The 16,880-nt window shown below is 71.0% G+C and carries 19 protein-coding genes; 8 read left to right on the forward strand and 11 right to left on the reverse strand.

Annotation, left to right across the window (positions count from 1 at the left end; all coding sequences use genetic code 11):
- Positions 1-2 precede the first annotated feature (2 nt).
- From ACFVW6_RS09960 to ACFVW6_RS09980, 5 genes are all read left to right on the forward strand, one after another.
- Positions 3-1,433: an ABC transporter substrate-binding protein gene (locus ACFVW6_RS09960; protein ID WP_378826533.1), complete on the forward strand. Its 1,431-nt coding sequence runs from the start codon at positions 3-5 to the stop codon at positions 1,431-1,433.
- Positions 1,430-2,299, forward strand: coding sequence for an ABC transporter permease (locus ACFVW6_RS09965; protein WP_378826535.1), 870 nt, complete (start codon positions 1,430-1,432; stop codon positions 2,297-2,299). The genes ACFVW6_RS09960 and ACFVW6_RS09965 overlap by 4 nt, the downstream gene beginning before the upstream one ends.
- Positions 2,296-3,039 carry an ABC transporter ATP-binding protein gene (locus ACFVW6_RS09970; RefSeq protein ID WP_378826537.1) on the forward strand — a complete coding sequence of 248 codons (744 nt, stop codon included), beginning with the start codon at positions 2,296-2,298 and terminating at the stop codon, positions 3,037-3,039. The genes ACFVW6_RS09965 and ACFVW6_RS09970 overlap by 4 nt, the downstream gene beginning before the upstream one ends.
- Positions 3,036-5,768 (forward strand): fumarate reductase/succinate dehydrogenase flavoprotein subunit, encoded by a 2,733-nt coding sequence (locus ACFVW6_RS09975; protein WP_378826540.1) that lies wholly within the window; start codon positions 3,036-3,038, stop codon positions 5,766-5,768. Before ACFVW6_RS09970 ends, ACFVW6_RS09975 begins: the two co-directional genes overlap by 4 nt.
- A 378-nt stretch (positions 5,769-6,146) precedes the next feature.
- Positions 6,147-7,400 carry a serine hydrolase gene (locus tag ACFVW6_RS09980; protein ID WP_378826542.1) on the forward strand — a complete coding sequence of 418 codons (1,254 nt, stop codon included), beginning with the start codon at positions 6,147-6,149 and terminating at the stop codon, positions 7,398-7,400.
- On the opposite strand, the gene ACFVW6_RS09985 is transcribed toward ACFVW6_RS09980, so the two are convergent.
- On the reverse strand, positions 7,393-8,028 hold the full coding sequence (locus ACFVW6_RS09985) for a helix-turn-helix domain-containing protein (protein WP_355282059.1): 636 nt from the start codon (positions 8,026-8,028) through the stop codon (positions 7,393-7,395). The two genes, ACFVW6_RS09980 and ACFVW6_RS09985, sit on opposite strands and share 8 nt — an antisense overlap.
- 71 nt (positions 8,029-8,099) lie before the next feature.
- On the opposite strand from ACFVW6_RS09985, the gene ACFVW6_RS09990 reads away from it, so the two are divergent.
- Positions 8,100-8,645, forward strand: coding sequence for an ester cyclase (locus tag ACFVW6_RS09990; RefSeq protein ID WP_378826545.1), 546 nt, complete (start codon positions 8,100-8,102; stop codon positions 8,643-8,645).
- Here ACFVW6_RS09990 and ACFVW6_RS09995 read toward each other — a convergent pair.
- The 6 genes from ACFVW6_RS09995 to ACFVW6_RS10020 form a co-directional block, all read right to left on the reverse strand.
- Complete coding sequence (locus ACFVW6_RS09995) at positions 8,605-9,147, reverse strand: nucleoside deaminase (protein ID WP_378826547.1); 543 nt, start codon at positions 9,145-9,147, stop codon at positions 8,605-8,607. The genes ACFVW6_RS09990 and ACFVW6_RS09995 overlap by 41 nt on opposite strands.
- 7 nt (positions 9,148-9,154) lie before the next feature.
- Entirely contained in the window at positions 9,155-9,625 is a 471-nt protein-coding gene (cynS, locus tag ACFVW6_RS10000; protein WP_378826548.1) for a cyanase, read from the reverse strand.
- A 26-nt stretch (positions 9,626-9,651) separates the two neighbouring features.
- A complete protein-coding gene (locus ACFVW6_RS10005) occupies positions 9,652-10,251 on the reverse strand; it encodes a carbonic anhydrase (protein ID WP_378826550.1) in 600 nt (199 codons plus the stop codon).
- 111 nt (positions 10,252-10,362) lie between these two features.
- Positions 10,363-11,247, reverse strand: coding sequence for a transcriptional regulator CynR (gene cynR, locus ACFVW6_RS10010; protein ID WP_378826553.1), 885 nt, complete (start codon positions 11,245-11,247; stop codon positions 10,363-10,365).
- A 53-nt stretch (positions 11,248-11,300) separates the two neighbouring features.
- Positions 11,301-11,897, reverse strand: coding sequence for an NAD-dependent epimerase/dehydratase family protein (locus ACFVW6_RS10015; protein WP_378826555.1), 597 nt, complete (start codon positions 11,895-11,897; stop codon positions 11,301-11,303).
- A gap of 41 nt (positions 11,898-11,938) precedes the next feature.
- Positions 11,939-12,220: a hypothetical protein gene (locus ACFVW6_RS10020; protein ID WP_218717450.1), complete on the reverse strand. Its 282-nt coding sequence runs from the start codon at positions 12,218-12,220 to the stop codon at positions 11,939-11,941.
- Between the two features lie 278 nt (positions 12,221-12,498).
- On the opposite strand from ACFVW6_RS10020, the gene ACFVW6_RS10025 reads away from it, so the two are divergent.
- The gene (locus ACFVW6_RS10025) at positions 12,499-12,645 is read left to right on the forward strand and encodes a hypothetical protein (protein ID WP_316574641.1); all 147 of its coding nucleotides are present in this window, start codon (positions 12,499-12,501) and stop codon (positions 12,643-12,645) included.
- Positions 12,646-12,711: 66 nt separating this feature from the next.
- Here ACFVW6_RS10025 and ACFVW6_RS10030 read toward each other — a convergent pair whose 3' ends face one another.
- Together ACFVW6_RS10030 and ACFVW6_RS10035 are read right to left on the reverse strand one after the other, a co-directional pair.
- Complete coding sequence (locus tag ACFVW6_RS10030) at positions 12,712-13,356, reverse strand: response regulator (RefSeq protein WP_378826558.1); 645 nt, start codon at positions 13,354-13,356, stop codon at positions 12,712-12,714.
- Complete coding sequence (locus tag ACFVW6_RS10035) at positions 13,353-14,501, reverse strand: sensor histidine kinase (RefSeq protein ID WP_378826560.1); 1,149 nt, start codon at positions 14,499-14,501, stop codon at positions 13,353-13,355. Before ACFVW6_RS10035 ends, ACFVW6_RS10030 begins: the two co-directional genes overlap by 4 nt.
- A gap of 108 nt (positions 14,502-14,609) precedes the next feature.
- On the opposite strand from ACFVW6_RS10035, the gene ACFVW6_RS10040 reads away from it, so the two are divergent.
- The gene (locus ACFVW6_RS10040; protein WP_378826562.1) at positions 14,610-15,158 is read left to right on the forward strand and encodes a hypothetical protein; all 549 of its coding nucleotides are present in this window, start codon (positions 14,610-14,612) and stop codon (positions 15,156-15,158) included.
- A gap of 56 nt (positions 15,159-15,214) precedes the next feature.
- On the opposite strand, the gene ACFVW6_RS10045 is transcribed toward ACFVW6_RS10040, so the two are convergent.
- On the reverse strand, positions 15,215-16,159 hold the full coding sequence (locus ACFVW6_RS10045; RefSeq protein WP_378826564.1) for an ABC transporter substrate-binding protein: 945 nt from the start codon (positions 16,157-16,159) through the stop codon (positions 15,215-15,217).
- Complete coding sequence (locus tag ACFVW6_RS10050) at positions 16,156-16,875, reverse strand: class II aldolase/adducin family protein (RefSeq protein WP_355282030.1); 720 nt, start codon at positions 16,873-16,875, stop codon at positions 16,156-16,158. Before ACFVW6_RS10050 ends, ACFVW6_RS10045 begins: the two co-directional genes overlap by 4 nt.
- Between the last annotated feature and the right edge of the window lie 5 nt (positions 16,876-16,880).

Here is a 16,880-nt window from a genome sequence, read left to right on the forward strand (position 1 = left end):
GCATGAAGCTCACTCGTCTCGTCCCCGCCGTGTTCGCCCTCGCGCTCACCGCGGCGGGCTGCTCGCTCGACAGCACCGACGCCGCGCCGGCAGGCACCGTCAAGGTCGTCATCGGCTACCAGTCCAAGACCATCAACACCGTCACCGCGGGCACCCTGCTCAAGGCGCAGGGCTACCTGGAGCAGCGGCTGCAGCGGATCACCGACGCCGGCGGCGCGAAGTACCAGGTGGAGTGGCAGGACTACGACACCGGCGCGCCGATCACCGCGCAGATGGTGGCCGAGAAGATCGATATCGGCTCGATGGGCGACTACCCGTTGCTCATCAACGGTTCCCGCACCCAGGCCAACGAGCGCGCCCGCACCGAGCTGGTGTCGATCACCGGCTACAACCCTAAGGGCGCGCTGAACATGGTGGTGGTGCCGAATGATTCGCCCGCGCGCTCGCTCACCGATCTGGCCGGCCAGAAGATCTCGGCCAGTGTCGGTTCGGCGGGCCACGGCACGCTCGTGCAGGCGCTGAGCCGGGCGGGCATCGACCCGGCCAAGGGCGTGGAGGTGCTCAACCAGCAGCCGCAGGTCGGCGCGACCGCGCTGGAATCGCATCAGGTGAGCGCACTCTCGCAGTTCGTGGCCTGGCCGGGTCTGCTGGTGCAGCAGAACAAGGCCAAGCTGCTCTACGACGGCGCCGAGCTGAACGTGCCGACCTTCCACGGCGTGGTCGCCCGCCGCGCCTACGCCGCCGACCATCCCGAAGTGCTGCAGGCGTTCCTGGCCGCGCAGCTGGACGCGACCGCGTTCCTCAACGAGAAGCCGTTCGAGGCAGCCGATCTCGTCGCCAAGGGCTCCGGCCTGCCGCAGGAGGTCGTCTACCTCTACAACGGTCCCGGCGGCACCAGCTTCGACACCACGCTCAAGGCGAACCTGATCGCCGCGTTCAAAGACGATGTGACCTACCTGAAGTCGATCGGCGACTTCGCCGACCTCGACATCGACGCGTTCGTCCAGGACGGCCCGCTGCGCCGGGCCTTCGCCGAGACCGGGCGCGGCGACTACGACACCGCGCTGGCCGCGCGGGTGAACCCCAGCAAGGTCACCGGAACCGACCCGATCTGCGCGGTGCCCGTGACCGATCCGGCGCTGGCGGGCGAGATCTGGGTCGACGGCGCCGACAAGCCGCAGCCCGCCGCGAACCCGGCCTGCCTGCTGCGGGCGGTGCAGGCCGCCAAGGCACAGGGCAAGACGATCCGCGCGGTCTACCTCCCCGATGCCGAGCTGGGCACCCGCTGGTTCGCCGACAAGGCGATCTGGCTGCGCGACGCCGACCGCTACCTGCCGTTCACCACGCAGGCCGCCGCCGACCGCTACCGCGCCGCCCATCCCGCCGCCACGCCGATCGCCTACGACCAGGCCGTGACGGAAGTCCGCGGATGAGCACGATTTCCGGTCCGCGCACCGCGGCCGCCGGGGACGACACCGGCGCGGCGGCCCGGCATCCTGACGACGTCGACAGCGACACCGGCCGGTCGGTGTGGATCTCGCGGTCGATCCGGGTCGCCTCGGTGCTGGCGGCGGTCGGGCTGTGGCAGCTGCTGACCGCGGGCGATGTGCGCGCGGGCCTGCGCTTCGACACACTGCCGACGGTGACCGAGATCGTCGCCGAGTTCGGCGAGCATCTGGGCACCGGGCAGTACTACCTCGATGTGGCGCAGTCGCTGATCCGGATCGTGACCGGGTTCGGGCTCGCCGCGATCGTCGGTGTGCTGGCGGGCATCGGCCTTGGCCGGTCCCGGCTGCTGGCCGACGTGTTCGGTCCGCTGGCCGAGCTGGTCCGCCCGATCCCGGCGATCGCGCTGGTGCCGGTCGCGATCCTGCTGTTCCCCAGCGACGAGTCCGGCATCGTGTTCATCACCTTCACCGCGTCGCTGTTCCCGGTGCTGGTGAGCACCCGGCACGCCACCAGGGCGCTGCCGACCATCTGGGAGGACGCGATCCGCACGCTCGGCGCGTCCCGGCGCGAGGTGCTGACCAGGGTCGTCGTCCCCGGCATCCTGCCCGGGGTGTTCAGCGGGCTCTCGGTGGGCATGGGCGTGGCCTGGATCTGCCTCATCTCCGCGGAGATGATCTCCGGGCGGCTCGGCATCGGCTATCGCACCTGGCAGTCCTACACCATCGTCGACTACCCCGCCGTGTTCGTCGGCATGATCACCATCGGCGTGCTCGGCTTCCTCACCTCCGGAATCGTCGAACTGGCAGGCCGCCGGGTCACCCGCTGGCTGCCGAGAGAGGTCGCGTCATGACCACGACCACCGCCGCGCCCGCCGTCTCGGTCGGCATGCGGCTTAGTCTGGAATCGGTACGGATCAGCTACGGCGCCAAGACCGTCGTGCGCGGCATCGACCTGGACATCGCGCCCGGCGAGATCCTGGTCCTGGTCGGCAAATCCGGCTGCGGCAAGTCGACGCTGCTGCGCGCGATCGCCGGGCTGCGCCGTCCGAGCGGCGGGGTCATCCGGGCCGACGAGGACACCGTGACCGGTCCGTCGGCCGATCGCGCGCTGGTGTTCCAGGACGACGCGCTGCTGCCGTGGCGCACCGCGCGCGCCAATGTCGAGCTGGCCCTGCGGCTTCGCGGCGTACCGCGCGGTGAGCGGGCGCGGAGCTCGCAGCGCTGGCTCGACGAGGTCGGGCTGACCGGCTACGCCGACTATCTGCCGCGCGATCTGTCCGGTGGCATGCGCCAGCGGGTGCAGCTGGCCCGCAGCCTGGCCGGGTCGCCGCGCGCGGTCCTGATGGACGAGCCGTTCGGCGCGCTCGACAGCCAGACCCGCGCGGAGATGCAGCGCCTGCTCGTCGACACCTGGCGCGCGCATCCCACCACCATCGTTTTCGTCACCCACGACCTCGACGAAGCGCTGCTGCTCGGCGATCGGATCGCCGTCCTCGGCGACGGTGCGCTGCGCGCGCTCGTCGATGTGCCCGACCCGCGTGAGCCGGTGGACCGGCAGGCGCTACGGGACCGAATCCTGGAGTCACTGTGAACATTCCCGACCTGTCCGACCGCGTCCGGCTCGACTGCGACGTCCTGGTCATCGGCGGCGGCACCGCGGGCACCATGGCCGCGCTCACCGCCGCGGAGTCCGGGGCGAGCGTGCTGCTGCTGGAGAAGGCGCACGTGCGGCACTCCGGCGCGCTCGCCATGGGCATGGACGGCGTGAACAACGCCGTCATCCCCGGCAAGGCCGAGCCGGAGGACTACGTCGCCGAGATCACCCGCGCCAACGACGGCATCGTCGACCAGCGCACCGTGTATCAGACCGCGACCCGGGGTTTCGCGATGGTGCAGCGGCTCGAACGCTACGGCGTGAAGTTCGAGAAGGACGAGTACGGCGAGTACGCGGTGCGCCGGGTGCACCGGTCGGGCTCCTACGTGTTGCCGATGCCCGAGGGCAAGGACGTGAAGAAGGCGCTGTATCGCGTCCTGCGCCAGCGCACGATGCGCGAGAAGATCCGCATCGAGAACCGGCTGATGCCGGTGCGGGTACTCACCGAGAACGGGCGGGCGGTGGGCGCGGCCGCATTGAACACACGCACCGGTGAGTTCGTCGCGGTCGGCGCGAAAGCGGTGATCCTGGCGACCGGTCCGTGCGGCCGCCTCGGGCTGCCCGCCTCGGGCTACCTCTACGGCACCTACGAGAACCCCACCAACGCCGGGGACGGCTACGCGATGGCCTACCACGCGGGCGCCGAACTGTCGGGCATCGAGTGCTTCCAGATCAACCCGCTCATCAAGGACTACAACGGACCCGCGTGCGCCTACGTCGCGAACCCGTTCGGCGGCTACCAGGTCAATGCCGAGGGTGAGCGGTTCGTCGACTCCGACTACTGGTCGGGGCAGATGATGGCCGAGGTGAAGCAGGAGATCGAGTCCGCGCGCGGGCCCATCTACCTGAAGGTCTCCCACCTGCCGGACGAGACGCTGTCCACGCTCGAGTCGATCCTGCACACCACCGAGCGGCCCACCCGCGGCACCTTCCACGCCAATCGCGGCCACGACTACCGCACCCACGACATCGAGATGCACATCTCCGAGATCGGCTTGTGCGGTGGGCATTCCGCGTCCGGTGTCTGGGTCGACGAGAACGCGCGCACCACGGTCCCCGGCCTGTACGCGGCGGGCGATCTCGCCTGCGTGCCGCACAACTACATGATCGGCGCGTTCGTCTACGGCGACCTGGCCGGCGCGCACGCGGCCTCGACACTGACCGAGGTCACGGCCCCCGCCGAGCTGCCCGAGGATCAGCTGGCCGACGCGCACGAGCTCATCTACCGGCCGCTGCGCCAGCCGGAGGGCCCGCCGCAGCCCCAGGTCGAGTACAAGCTGCGGCGTTTCGTGAACGACTATGTGGCACCGCCGAAGACCGCGGCCAAGCTGTCGATCGCGGTGGAGACCTTCGAGCGGATGCGCGGGGAGGTCGAGGGCATCGGCGCGCGCACCCCGCACGAGCTGATGCGGGCCGCGGAGGTCTCGTTCATCCGCGACTGCGCGGAGATGGCGGCGCGGAGTTCGCTGACCCGCACCGAATCCCGGTGGGGGCTCTACCACGACCGGGCCGATCTGCCCGAGCGCGACGACGAGTCGTGGAACTTCCACCTGAACCTGCGCAAGACCGCCGACGGCGAGATGGAGTTCGTGAAGCGCTCGGTGGCACCGTATCTGGTGCCGGTGCCCGGACTCGACGACGTGCCGTCGGCCGAGCCGATCGTCGAGGTGATCGCCCAGCCCGCGCTCGTCGGGACGCGGGCGCCCCAGGAGGCCCCGGTGCGCGAACGGCCGGTCGCGACAACGCCGTCCTCCCCCCGCCTGGTGACCCTGCTCGCGCTGGATTCCCCTGGCGTCGAGGAGGTGTCGAGCTACCTGACCGATCCCGATCCGGTCGTCCGGGTGGCGGCGCTGTCGGTGCTCACCGAGAACACGCCCGACGGATTCGCCGCCGAACTGGTGCGCGCGCTCGGCGACGAGGCGGCGTCGGTGCGCCGGGCCGCGACCGAGAGCCTGCGCGAACTGGTGGAGGTGCTGCCGGGCGCGGGCGCGCTGGCCGAGCACCTGGACTCCCCCGACCCGCTGGTCCGGGCGACCGTGATCGACCTGCTGCGGGCGCTGCGCGCCGGATCGGCGGCGGACTACCGTGCGGCGCTGGGCGATACCGATCATCGGGTGCGGATCGAGGCGGTGCGGGCACTGGTCTCGCTCGACGACGCCGCGGCGGTGGCCTCCATCGCCGGTGACACCAACCGTGAGGTGCGCATCGCCGTCGCCCAGGGGCTGGCGTCGATCGGCGCGGGCGGGGTCGAGGTCATCCGGGTGCTCGGCGCCGATCCCGATCCGCTGGTGCGGGCCGCCGCGCTGACGGCCTACGCCGCGCTGGGTCCCGGTGCCGAGGACATCACGGGACTGGCTGCGGCACTGCGGCATTCGGCCTGGCAGGTCCGGGTAGGTGCGGCCCGTGGCCTCGCCGGTGCCGCCCCCGAAGCGGCCGTGGCGCCACTGGCCGACGCCCTCACCGACCGGCACCTCGACGTGCGCAAGGCCGCGGTCCTCGCCCTGGCGACCTGGCCCGCCGACATCGCCGCCGTGGACGCGCTCGAGACCGCGGTCGCCGACCCGGACGCCGATGTCCGCGCCTACGCCCGTCGTGCCGTCGTCGCGGCGGGCCGCACACCGGGCGACCCGGCCCACGCGGCCGAGCTCAGCGACGCGCGCGCGTGACCGGCACCGGATCGGGACCGTGCCGGAGCGCGGGCGCGGCACGGTCCCCGTTCGGGCGCGCCGGGCGCCCGGCAGGCCAGGGCGGTCGCTCGCCGGTGAGCGCCCCGGGGGTGGCGGAGACCGCCGGTTCGTTCGTGCCGGACATCGCCGAATCGCCGATGTGCGGCGGCATCGGCCGCACCGCGCGCGATGGCTTCGACCCGGACGACCGCGGCCACCCGGCGACGCGAGAAGCCGAGTGGCCGCCGGTGCCGGGACCCACCGGGCCGCCGTCCGGACCGCCCGTCGATCGGATGTCATCATCATCCGGCCAGGTCACGGCACCGATGTGCCCGCGTCACCGGGTCGGTGATCCACGGCGTCGATAGGCTGGGTCGCATGAGCGCACTCTCGGGCACGTTGGTGACGGTCGCCGAGGACCTGGACACGGTGACGACAGTCGGCCACGAGGACGACCCCGTCGAAGCCGGGACGTCGGCCGAGGCGGTCGCTCGGCTGTGGGACTCCGTGCGCGAGTGGTACGCGATGGGTACCTCGCCGGCGATCCAGGTGTGTCTGCGGCGCAACGGCAAGGTCGTGCTGAACCGGACCATCGGCCACGGGTGGGGCAATGCGCCCAGGGATTCGCCCGATGCCGAGAAGATCCTGGCGACCCCGGACACCCCGTTCTGCGGCTTCTCGACCGCGAAGGGGGTGGCCGCGACGGTGATGTCCATGCTCGTCGAGCAGGGTGCGTTCGCACTCAACGACCGTGTGTGCGAATACATTCCGGAGTTCTCCTCGCATCGCAAGGACCGGATCACCATCGGCGACGTGCTGTCGCATTCGGCGGGCGTCCCGTTCATCACCCCGCCGTACAAAGGCAGCGAGGTCGTTCCCGACGAGGATCTGGCCGTCGCGGCGCTCGCCGATCTCGTGCCGAGCTGGCCGCCCGGCCGTTTCCGTGTCTATCACGCCCTGACCAGCGGACTGATCCAGCGTCTGCTCGTGCAGCGGGCGACCGGCAAGCGGATGCGCGAGCATCTCGCCGAGCAGGTACTGGTGCCGTTCGGGTTCCGCTGGAACAACTTCGGCGTCGACCCGGCCGATCTCGACCGGGTCGTACCGAGCGTGAAGACCGGGCCGCCGCCGTCGCGGCTGTCGCTGTTCCTGGCGCGCAAGGCGCTCGGCGGGCGGATGGACAAGGCGTCCAAGGCCGACAACGACGCGTTCCTCACCGCCGAACTACCGTCCGGCAACCTGGTGACCACCGCTGCCGAACTGTCGCGCTTCTACGAAATCCTCACCCACGGTGGCGAACTCGACGGGATCCGGATCATCGAACCCACCACGCTGTTCGACGCGATCCGGCCCGCCGACCGGATGCCCGGCGCGGCGGGACGGGTCAGCCGCGCGGGATTCGAACTGGGCGGCCGGCGTTCGAAATTCGGCCGCGACACCCGATTCCACTTCGGCCGCAGCGGGCTGACGACCCAGTACGGGTGGGCCGATCCCGAGCGCGGGCTCGCGGGCGCGATCCTCACCAGCGGCAAGGCCGGGACCGACACGCATCGCCCCTGGCAGCTGGTGTCCCAGGTGTCCGAGACCCTGCCGCGGCTGGACCGCGCACCCGCGTGGCTGAGCCTCAGGTGAGCGCGGCGATGATCGTGCGCGCGACCCAGTCCGCGTAGCGGTCCACCGACCAGCCCCTGGCGAGGACCAGCCGCTCGTAGGTGTCGATGGCGAGGTAGTTCCACAGCACGTCGCGGACCTCGTCGAGCTCGATCCCGGGCCGCAGCTGCCCCGTGTCGAGCAGGTGGCCACCCAGCATGGTCATCCCGACCAGGCCCTCCTCGGCCAGCTTGTCCCACACCGGGGTGAGCGAATCGTCGACGTGGCGGCCGTCGCGGATCAGGAACTGGACCGTGGCCGACCGGGCCTGTCGCTGGGCCAGCCCGCGGACGAACATCGCGATCTTGCGGCGCACGTCCGGTTCGGCCAGCATCGCCTGCTGCTCGGGGCGCTGATAGACCGGGACGTCCTCGTCGTCGCCCGCGATGACCACGTCGAACACGGCTTTCGCCAGCGCCGCCTTCGTGCCGAACGCCTTGTACACACTCTCCGCCGAGACGCCGGCGCGCTCGGCGATCGCGGCGATGGTCGTCGGCCGGAACCCGTCGCGCTCGAACAGCTCCTGGGCCGCGGCCACCATCGCATGGCGCCGCGCTTTGGCTCGCGCGCGCCGCCCCGACGCGTCGTAGCGCCTCTTGACTTCGGTCATGAGGGGTCCAATACTTTTAGATACAGTCCGACTTTACCCAATTGGAGTTCTATCACAGACGGAGCGTCATCATGAACACCATCAGCCCGCAGGTCGTGGCAGGCGACCTGACGTCCGTGGCGGTTCGCGGCATCCATCTCATGGTGGACGGCAGCGTCGCCGACCTGGCCGAGGTCACCCATCCCGACGGCATCACCCGCGAACGCCGGGCCGCGCCGCCCTGGGCGCGCGGCACCGGCCCGGCCGGAATCCACGCGCTCGCCGAGTGGCTGCGCGAGGCGTTCACCGACATGTCCTACGACATCCACGCCACGGCGGTCGAGGGCGATCTGGTGACCGTCTACGCGACGATGCACGGCCGCCAGATCGGCCCGCTGGTCTTCTACACCGAGTCCGGCGCGGTGGACAACGCCTTCCCGCCGACCGGCAAGACCTTCGCGATGACCGAATCGCACTGGTTCCGCATGCGGGACGGCAAGATCGTCGAGCACTGGGCCAACCGCGACGACCTGGGCATGGCCCGCCAGCTCGGCTGGTTGCCGCCCTCGCCGGTGTATCTGCTGCGGTCGATCCAGCTCAAGCGCCGCGCGGTGCGCGAAGTGCGGTCGGGTCGCTGATCAGCCCGCGGTCGGGACGGCCGCCGACCCGGCGGTCACCACCGTTGCGCTCCTGCCAGCGGCGGTACACCTCGACGGCCTCCGCGCGCGGTTCGTGCCGCAGCGGCAGTCGACGCCGATCCCACGGGGTCGCGAACTCGTCATAGAAGGTGTTGAACTCGAAGTACTTCCGGTCGTCGAGGTAGTGCGGCGCGTAGGCGTCGCGCGTGGTGAGGAAGACGACCTCGTCGGGCGAGCAGTAGTACAGCGCGCCCAGGCACATCGGGCACGGCAGCGCGAGAATGTAGATCGTCGCCCCGACCAGATGCTCGGTGCCCAGCCGCGTACACGCCGCCCGGATGGCGAGGATCTCGGCGTGCGCGGTGGGATCGCTGGTCTGCGCGACCAGATTCGGGCTCTCGGCCAGAATCTCGCCGTCGCGCACGATCACCGTCGCGAACGGACGCCCACCCGCCTCGACATTGCGGCGGGCCAGGTCGATGGTGTGCTGTGCGAAATCCATCTCGGCCTCAGAACGGCTTGGTCGGCAGGTACTTGCCGTCGAGGGTGATGACGGCGCGCTCGCCGCCCTCGGGATCGGCGACCTTGCGGACGTCGAGCCGGAAGTTGATCGCGCTGATGATGCCGTCGCCGAACTGCTCGTGGACCAGTGCTTTCAGCGTGGTGCCGTAGACCTGCAGCATCTCGTGGAAGCGGTAGATCGTCGGATCGGTCGGGATGCCGCCGGGGATCGAGCCGCGGGTGGGGATGGTCTGCAGCAGGACCGTCGCGTCGGCGTCGAGGCCGAGCACCTCGGCGACGGCCACCGCGGACGCCTCGGGCAGGGCGTGCTGACCGAGGACGGCGGCGGTGACGAAGGCGACCGACAGACCGGCGGCGTCCGCGATCTCCTGCCAGGTCAGGTCTTTCGCCGTCTTCGCGGCGACCGCGGTGACGGCCAGGGACTGACGGGCGGTGGGATCGAACTGTGCGTGGATCATGGGATGGTTCCTTTCCTGGAGGGGGTTCAGGCGGCGGGAGTGTGCTCGGTGCCGGTGCCGTCGACCACAGTCACCGTGCCGGTGCCGATGTCGAACACCCAGCCCTCGGCAACGAGCGCACCCGTGCCGAGCGCGCGGGCCACGGACGGATGGGTGGCCAGGTTCGACAGCTGCGCAACGACATTGGCGCGCACGAGCCTCGGCAGATCGACCGCATCGGACGGGCCGAGCCGGGCCGCCGCGGCATCGGTGTGCCGCAGCCACTGGGCGATGGTCGGCATCGCGCTCAGATCGTGGCGCTCGGCGACCGCGGTCATCGCGCCGCAGCCGGAATGGCCACAGACGACGACCCGCGACACCCCGAGCACCGCGACCGCGTATTCGATGCTGGCGGCGATGCCGTCTCCGCCCGGCGCGTAGGCGGGCACGAGGTTGCCCGCCGTGCGGATCACGAAGAGCTCGCCCGGCTCACTGCTGGTGATCAGCTCCGGCACGACGCGCGCGTCGGAGCAGCCGATGAACAGCGTGTGCGGCGTGTGGGTGGTCGCCAGATCGGCGAAAAGCGCCGCCTTGCCGGGGAAGACGTCGTGCTGGAAGTGCGTGACGCCGTCCGCGAGGTCGGTCATGGATCGCTCCCTTCGGTGGGTGCCGGCTCGGTGTTGCTGATCGAGATCCAGCCTGCCCGTCGGGAGCTATAGCGTCCAATATGCAGTTCTTACAGTTCCGATTGCTGCTATCTATGACTCGGTGGCGACGTCCCGGGCGATCGCGGCGAAGGCACGGGCGGCGGCCGAGTGATAGGCGGTGCCGCGGCGCAGCAGTTCCACCGTCCGGCTCGGCAGCGCGGGTTCGAGCGGGACCGGGCGCAGGTCCGGGTGGGCGCGGGCGATGGCGTCGGGCAGGACGGTGCCGAGCGTGCCGCGCCGGGTGAATTCGACCAGCGCGCTGATCGAGTTCGCCTCGATCGCGATGCGCGGCGCCACCTCGTGGCCGGCGAGGTAGGCGTCGATGTGGGTGCGGGTCGCGAAATCGCGGCTGAGCAGCGCCAGGGGCACGACGGCGAGATCCGCGATCGCCAGCGGCCCGGCGTGCGCGGCGAGAGCATGGTCGGCGCCGACCACCAGGCTCAGGTCCTCGGTGAACAGGGCCGTGCCGTCGATGCCAGCGGCATGGGTGCCGCTGAAGGCGATGCCGAGATCGATCGCGTCGGCGAGCAGGTCCTCCTCCAGCCGATCCTGGGTCGTCTCGGTGACCGCCACGGTGACATTCGGGTGCGCGCGATGGAACCGATCCATCAGCGGGCCGATGAGGTAGGCGGTGATCGTGGGCGTCATCGCCACCCGCAGGTGCCCCCTGGTCAGGTCCTGCACATCGTGGACCGCGCGTTCCCCGGCTTCGAGATCGCGCAACGCGTTACGCGCGTGTTCGGCGTAGACCCGACCGGCGTCGGTGAGCCGCACGGTCCGGCCGGAGCGGTCGAGCAACTGCACGCCGAGCAGCCGCTCGAGCTGTTTGATCTGCTGGGACAGCGTCGGCTGGGAGATGTGCAGCGACTCGGCGGCCCGGGTGAAGTTCCCGTGGTCGGCGACGGCGAGCAGGTACCGGATATGACGCAGCTCCATGGCCATCATGATAGATAGCCACTATCGAATCACCGTCAGCCGCGGTATGCGGCCTATCGCGGCTCGTCCACCGGGTCGGCGACGATCACCGTGCCGGTCGGGGCGTCGAGCAGCTCCACCGTGCGCACGGCCGCGGCGTCGACATGGATGCGGGGATGCTCCGGCGGTGTCGACTCGTAATACGTTCCCGGGCCGTAGAACTGGCCGTAGCGGATCACTACCCCACCGGCGGCGAGCACCGCGGCCTCGTGCGCGGCGATCACCGCGCCGCGTCCGGCGGGCGGTTGCCAGGCGATGCTCTGGGCGAGAAAGCGTTGCGCGCCTGCGGCATCGGCCGCGGCGAGCAGATTCGCGGTGCCCTCGGTGCGGATGCGCGCGTTCGCCTCGCCGGAGGTCGCCAGCTCGGCGACATCGTCGGGGAGGTCGGTGAGCTGGTGCAGCACCAGATCGGGCGCGAAGTCGGTGACCGCCGCGACCAGGCCGGGCGCGTCGTAGACGTCGTGCACGATCGGGAGGGCTCCTGCGGCGCGGATCGCTGCCGCCTTGCCCGGGGAGCGCGTCAGGCCCGCTACCTCGTGGCCCGCGCCGATCAGCAACGGCAGCAATCGCGTTCCGATGACGCCCGTGGCGCCGGCGAGGAAGATACGCACGCCCCGACCTTAGCCGGGGCCGCGCGCCACGGGACCGGAGGTCAGGCTCCGATCACCGCGTTCATGATCGTGCCCGCACTGGTCGCCACGGCGCCGCCCGCCATGGCGCTGGCGATCATCTTCGGCGACTGCAGACCGCCGCCGCTCCACTTCTCCCAGGCGAACCGGCCACCGCCGTAGGTGATGGCGGTGACGCCGGACAGCAGGATCATCCAGGTGAAGTACCGGCCCAACTGCAAGATCTTCTCCGCCATCGGCGGGGCTTCCGGCGTGGGGTTGCCGACCTGCGCGAGAACAGCGCCGTCCAACACAGCCAGGATCATGCTCACGATCGTGCTCCTTCGTCGGATGTTCGTGGTGAAGCCGATGTCGAGAACTCGTGACGCGGTAGAACCCCAGATCCATTGAACATTCAACCTCAGGCCGCTTCGATGGCGTAGCCGACACTCCGCGACGACCATGACCGCCGTCACACCCGTCGGGCCGTGCCACTGTCGCGCCCTGCCCCTACTATCGAAAGCGCGGGGCTTGTCCGGAATCGGCGCGACGAGGCGCTGACCACCACCTTCATCGCATGACTACCGTACCGCGAGGAGGGCACATGGCTTTCCTGATTTCCTTGATCGTCGCGTTTCTTCTGGTGACCGCAGCAGTGGTAGTGGCCTCCTACGCCACCGTTTCCCTGACCTATTGGTTTGAATCACGACGGATCCGTCACGATCGGACGGACCCGCACCCCGCACGCTGAACACGGCCCCGCCGACTCGATGCCCCCGTGACCGCACTCGGTCCCGGGGGCATCGCCGTCGCGTGGTCAGTACGGTTCCAGACCCGCCTGGGTGGCGATCACCGCCGCCTGCACCCGCGATTGCACGCCGAGTTTGGTGAGCACCCGGGAGACGTGGGTCTTCACGGTGGCCTCGCCGATGTGCAGGCGGCTGCCGATCTGCTGGTTCGACAGTCCGGCGCCGAGACCGGCCAGGACCTGCCGTTCGCGGTCGGTGAGGGCGGACAGGTCGGGCGGCGGCGCCTGGGCGGCCGCCCGGGGCAGCGCGGCGATCACCGCGCGGGTCACCTTCGGGTCGAGCACCGCGTCACCGTCGGCCACGGCGAGGACGGCACGCACCAGTTCGTCGCCACCGACGGACTTGAGCAGGAACCCGCTCGCTCCCGCCGCGAGCGCCCCGAGGACGTAGTCGTCGATGGCGAAGGTGGTGAGCACCAGCACCTTCGCGGTCGTCTCGGCGACCACCGCCGCGGTGGCCTCCAGCCCGTCGACGCGCGGCATGCGCACGTCCATCAGCACCACGTCGGGATTCAGCGCGCGGGTCTGCCGCAACGCGGCGACCCCGTCGCCCGCTTCACCGACGACCCGGATCTGCCCGGACGACTCGAGCAGCATGGTGATCCCCGCCCGGATCGTGGCGTGATCGTCGGCCACCACCACCGTGACTGTCATCGCTCCCCCAGCGGAATCCGCGCGCGCACGCGCCAGGTACCGTCCTCGGCACCCGCGGTGAGCGTGCCGTCGATCGATTCGGCGCGAAAGATCATGTTGCGCAATCCGTTTCCTTCCCCCTCGGGCCGCCCCGGCGGGATCGGGTTCGATGCCGTCATGACCAGCCTGCCTGCGTCGCGGCGCACGTCGATCGCCAGCGGCGCGCCCGGTGCGTGCTTGGTCGCGTTCGCGATCGTCTCACCCAGGATGCGCGTGAGCACCGCTTCCACCGCGGTGGACAGCGGCAGATCGGACTGCCGTCGCAGGGTCACCGCGCCCCCGGCGGCTTCGGCGGCATCGATCAACCCGTCCAGGGAGGACAGACGGGCCGTGACGGCGGTGTCGTCGGGGGAGGTCAGCAGGTCGATGGTCGCGCGCATCTCGTCGAGCGCGGCCAGGCTGCCTGCCCGGATCGATTGCAGGACGGCGGTGTCGCCGGGGTTCTTCTGCGCCACCTCGGCCAGGATCGCGACCGCGGACAGGTGACCGGCCACCGTGTCGTGCAGGTCCCGGGCGACCCGCCTGCGCTCGTCGCCGAGTGCGGCCGAGCGCTCGGCGTCGCGGGCGGCGAGTTCGGCCCTGGCCGCGCTGCGCTCCACCCCGACCATGCGGCGCGAGGCCCGCACCGCCCGCGCGTAGCCCAGCGGTGACCAGGTGATCGCGACCCCGATCAGCGCGGTGTAGATCGCCGCCCGGAGCCCGAGCACCGTCAGCGCCAGCAGCGCCCCGCCCACAGTCACCGCCACCGCGAACCCGGCGACCACCGCGCCGAGCCGGTCCGAGCCGGCGCTGACGGCCAGGTAGATGACGTCGGACAGGGCGATCCACAGCGGCAGCGACGGCCCGAGGACGAAGTCACCGGCCAGCAGCAGGACCATCAGCCCGAAGGCGAGGCCCGGCCGGTGCTGGGCGGTCAGCTGGATCGCGAAGGCCGCGCACAGCAGCGCCAGCTTCGCCACCGGGGGGTACAGATCGCGGTCGAGGACCACCGGCCAGCCGCCGACGGCCCACAGCAGCAACCCGACCAGGAACACGCCGACGGCGGCCGCCGTCGCGCTGTCGTACACCACCACGAGCCGGGACAGGAGCGTGGAGGACGGGGGCATGCCTCATTTCAGCACACCCGGACCGGGTCCCGGGTCCCCCGAAAGGGGGACCGAGGGCGCGCCGTCAGCGGGACGACGGCGCACCGGTGTGCCCGGCACAGTGGGGAAATGGACGCATGGAACAACCCCGTACTGCTGACCATCGCCGCGTGCGAGGTCGGTTTCTGGGTGCTCGTGGTGGGCGGTCTGCTGCTGCGCTATGTCGTGCGGCTGCGCCGCGCCGGCCTGGTGACGCTGGCGCTGGTCCCGGTGCTGGACGTGGTCCTGGTCGTCGCGGTGGCCATCGATCTGCACCGGGGCGGCGAGGTGGGTTTCGCGCACCGGCTGGCCGGTATCTACCTCGGCTGCACGGTGATGTTCGGGCACCGGATGATCGCGTGGCTCGACGCGCGTTTCGCCTACCGCTTCGCCGGTGGACCGGCGCCGGTGAAGGTGCCGAAGGACGGTCCGGAACGCGCCCGCAAGGAATGGGCCGACTTCGCGCGCTGGCTCGGCGCGGCGGCCATCGCCGGTGCGCTCACCCTGGCGTTGAGCTACACGGTGGCCGATGCGCAGCAGCGCGAACAGCTCATGGGTGTGTTCGGCTCGCTGGGGGTGATCACCGTGATCTGGCTGCTCACCGGGCCCGTGTGGGTCACCGGGTCCAAGCGGAGCTGACGCACACGAGCGATGCCCCGGCACCGATGCGGTACCGGGGCATCGTGGTGCCGGGCTCAGACCGCGGCGGGCGTCTGCTCGGTGAGCAGAGTCCCGATCCACGGCAGGACCGCCGACCGCACGTCGACGGTGCGCGGGAGCAGACCGTTGGCGGCGAGCAGCTCGGCGGCGCGCTGCTGTTCGTCGAGGAAGTCCTCGCTGACCGGGTGCACGCCGAACGGGCGGCCGCGCAGGGCGGCTTCCCAGGCGTCCAGGTCGGCGGGCAGGCCGCGCGCCTGCGCGTCGTCGACGAAGTACTGGGCCGCCGCGCGCGGGTTGGCGACGATCCACGCGTCGGACTCCCGCAGCGCGGCCAGCACCGCCTCGACCGCGGCCCGGTTGTTCTCGGCGAGGTCGCGGCGGGTGAACCACAGCGACGGATGGCTGAACACCGAGGCGGTGTCGACCAGCGTGGTCAGCTCCGTGGTGGCCTCGACCTCCCGCAGGCCGGGGTAGGTGCCGACCCAGGCGTCGAGCTCACCGGACAGCAGGGCGGCACCGCCACCGCGCACGTCGACGTCGACCGGTTCGACATCGGCCCAGGTCAGTCCCACCTGATCGAGGGCGAACAGCAGCAGCGTCGTCTGCCACGACCCGTGCGCGATGCCGACCCGCTTGCCCCGCAGGTCGGCGGCGGAGGTGATGCCGCTCGCGGCCGTCGCCACCAGCCTGCCGTTCTCCACGCGCGGCCCGGAGATGCCGAGGTAGACGATGTCGCGCTGGTTGGCCAGCGCGGTCAGCGGCGGGGTGAAGCCGGTGCCGATGATGTCGTAGCCGCCCTCGGTGAACAGCCAGTCCGAATGTTCGCCGGGCAGACCGGTCTTCGGGTCGACGCGCTCGGCCTGCGGCAGGGCGCGCAGGTCGACCCACTCGACGTCGGGGATCGCGCGCTCGAGAATGCCGCGGTGGCGCAGGACGAACAGCGAGTTGTTGTGCGGGAAGTACCCGACGCGCAGGCTCATCGGGCATCGCCGATCAGGCCGAGGCGGCGGGCCTCGTCGGCCAGGCCGCTGCGGCGCCACTGCACCGCCAGGTTGGACGGGTCGAAGTCGACCGAGCCGCCGAGGGTTTCGGCGATGGCCTGGTACTGCGCGCCTTCCTCGAGCAGGACGACGAACTTGGCCAGTTCCAGCAGCCCGGCGCGGCCGAGCACGTTGGCGCCACCGTTGGCCTCGAAGATCGCGACCAGGTGCGGGTCGGTTGTCAGCTTGCTCAGGATGAATTCGCCCGCGCCGATGGTGCGGTCGATGTGCGGCGGGATCTCCCGCGACAGGGTCAGGCGCTGCGAGGCGGCGTAGCGGATCGGCAGGGTGCGGTGGGTCTGCGCCCAGCCGCCCAGCCACGGGGTGTGGATGTGCACGACGGAGGTGATCTCCGGGTGCGCGCGGAACACCTCGGCGTAGCCGGTGACGAAACCCGCGGATCCCGTGCCGGACAGCACTTCCCCGTCGAAGGTGGCGACGACGGGCTCGACCGTGCGCTCGGCCGCCCACGGGCCGGGCGCGTTGAGCGCGACGGCGATCTCCTCGCCGGGCACCCGCTCGACGAAGTTGACGGTGCCGTTGCCGGTGACGGTGCCGGTCTCGCGGAACACCCGGAACGCGGTCTCGGCGTCGCGGGTCGCCGCCGCGACGAAGGCCGTGACGGCCTCCGGCAGACGGGTTTCGGTGGTGGTCATCGAAG

Source organism: Nocardia sp. NPDC058244 (assembly GCF_042882065.1).
Classification (GTDB): Bacteria; Actinomycetota; Actinomycetes; order Mycobacteriales; family Mycobacteriaceae; genus Nocardia.

Bases quoted from the DNA above. Each gene is read 5' to 3' on its own strand.
- ACFVW6_RS09960 (WP_378826533.1), top strand. From the start codon at position 3: ATGAAGCTCACTCGTCTCGTCCCCGCCGTGTTCGCCCTCGCGCTCACC.
- ACFVW6_RS09965 (WP_378826535.1), top strand. From the start codon at position 1,430: ATGAGCACGATTTCCGGTCCGCGCACCGCGGCCGCCGGGGACGACACC.
- ACFVW6_RS09970 (WP_378826537.1), top strand. From the start codon at position 2,296: ATGACCACGACCACCGCCGCGCCCGCCGTCTCGGTCGGCATGCGGCTT.
- ACFVW6_RS09980 (WP_378826542.1), top strand. From the start codon at position 6,147: ATGAGCGCACTCTCGGGCACGTTGGTGACGGTCGCCGAGGACCTGGAC.
- ACFVW6_RS09985 (WP_355282059.1), bottom strand. From the start codon at position 8,028: ATGACCGAAGTCAAGAGGCGCTACGACGCGTCGGGGCGGCGCGCGCGA.
- ACFVW6_RS09990 (WP_378826545.1), top strand. From the start codon at position 8,100: ATGAACACCATCAGCCCGCAGGTCGTGGCAGGCGACCTGACGTCCGTG.
- ACFVW6_RS09995 (WP_378826547.1), bottom strand. From the start codon at position 9,147: ATGGATTTCGCACAGCACACCATCGACCTGGCCCGCCGCAATGTCGAG.
- cynS (WP_378826548.1), bottom strand. From the start codon at position 9,625: ATGATCCACGCACAGTTCGATCCCACCGCCCGTCAGTCCCTGGCCGTC.
- ACFVW6_RS10005 (WP_378826550.1), bottom strand. From the start codon at position 10,251: ATGACCGACCTCGCGGACGGCGTCACGCACTTCCAGCACGACGTCTTC.
- cynR (WP_378826553.1), bottom strand. From the start codon at position 11,247: ATGGAGCTGCGTCATATCCGGTACCTGCTCGCCGTCGCCGACCACGGG.
- ACFVW6_RS10020 (WP_218717450.1), bottom strand. From the start codon at position 12,220: ATGATCCTGGCTGTGTTGGACGGCGCTGTTCTCGCGCAGGTCGGCAAC.
- ACFVW6_RS10025 (WP_316574641.1), top strand. From the start codon at position 12,499: ATGGCTTTCCTGATTTCCTTGATCGTCGCGTTTCTTCTGGTGACCGCA.
- ACFVW6_RS10030 (WP_378826558.1), bottom strand. From the start codon at position 13,356: ATGACAGTCACGGTGGTGGTGGCCGACGATCACGCCACGATCCGGGCG.
- ACFVW6_RS10035 (WP_378826560.1), bottom strand. From the start codon at position 14,501: ATGCCCCCGTCCTCCACGCTCCTGTCCCGGCTCGTGGTGGTGTACGAC.
- ACFVW6_RS10040 (WP_378826562.1), top strand. From the start codon at position 14,610: ATGGACGCATGGAACAACCCCGTACTGCTGACCATCGCCGCGTGCGAG.
- ACFVW6_RS10045 (WP_378826564.1), bottom strand. From the start codon at position 16,159: ATGAGCCTGCGCGTCGGGTACTTCCCGCACAACAACTCGCTGTTCGTC.
- ACFVW6_RS10050 (WP_355282030.1), bottom strand. From the start codon at position 16,875: ATGACCACCACCGAAACCCGTCTGCCGGAGGCCGTCACGGCCTTCGTC.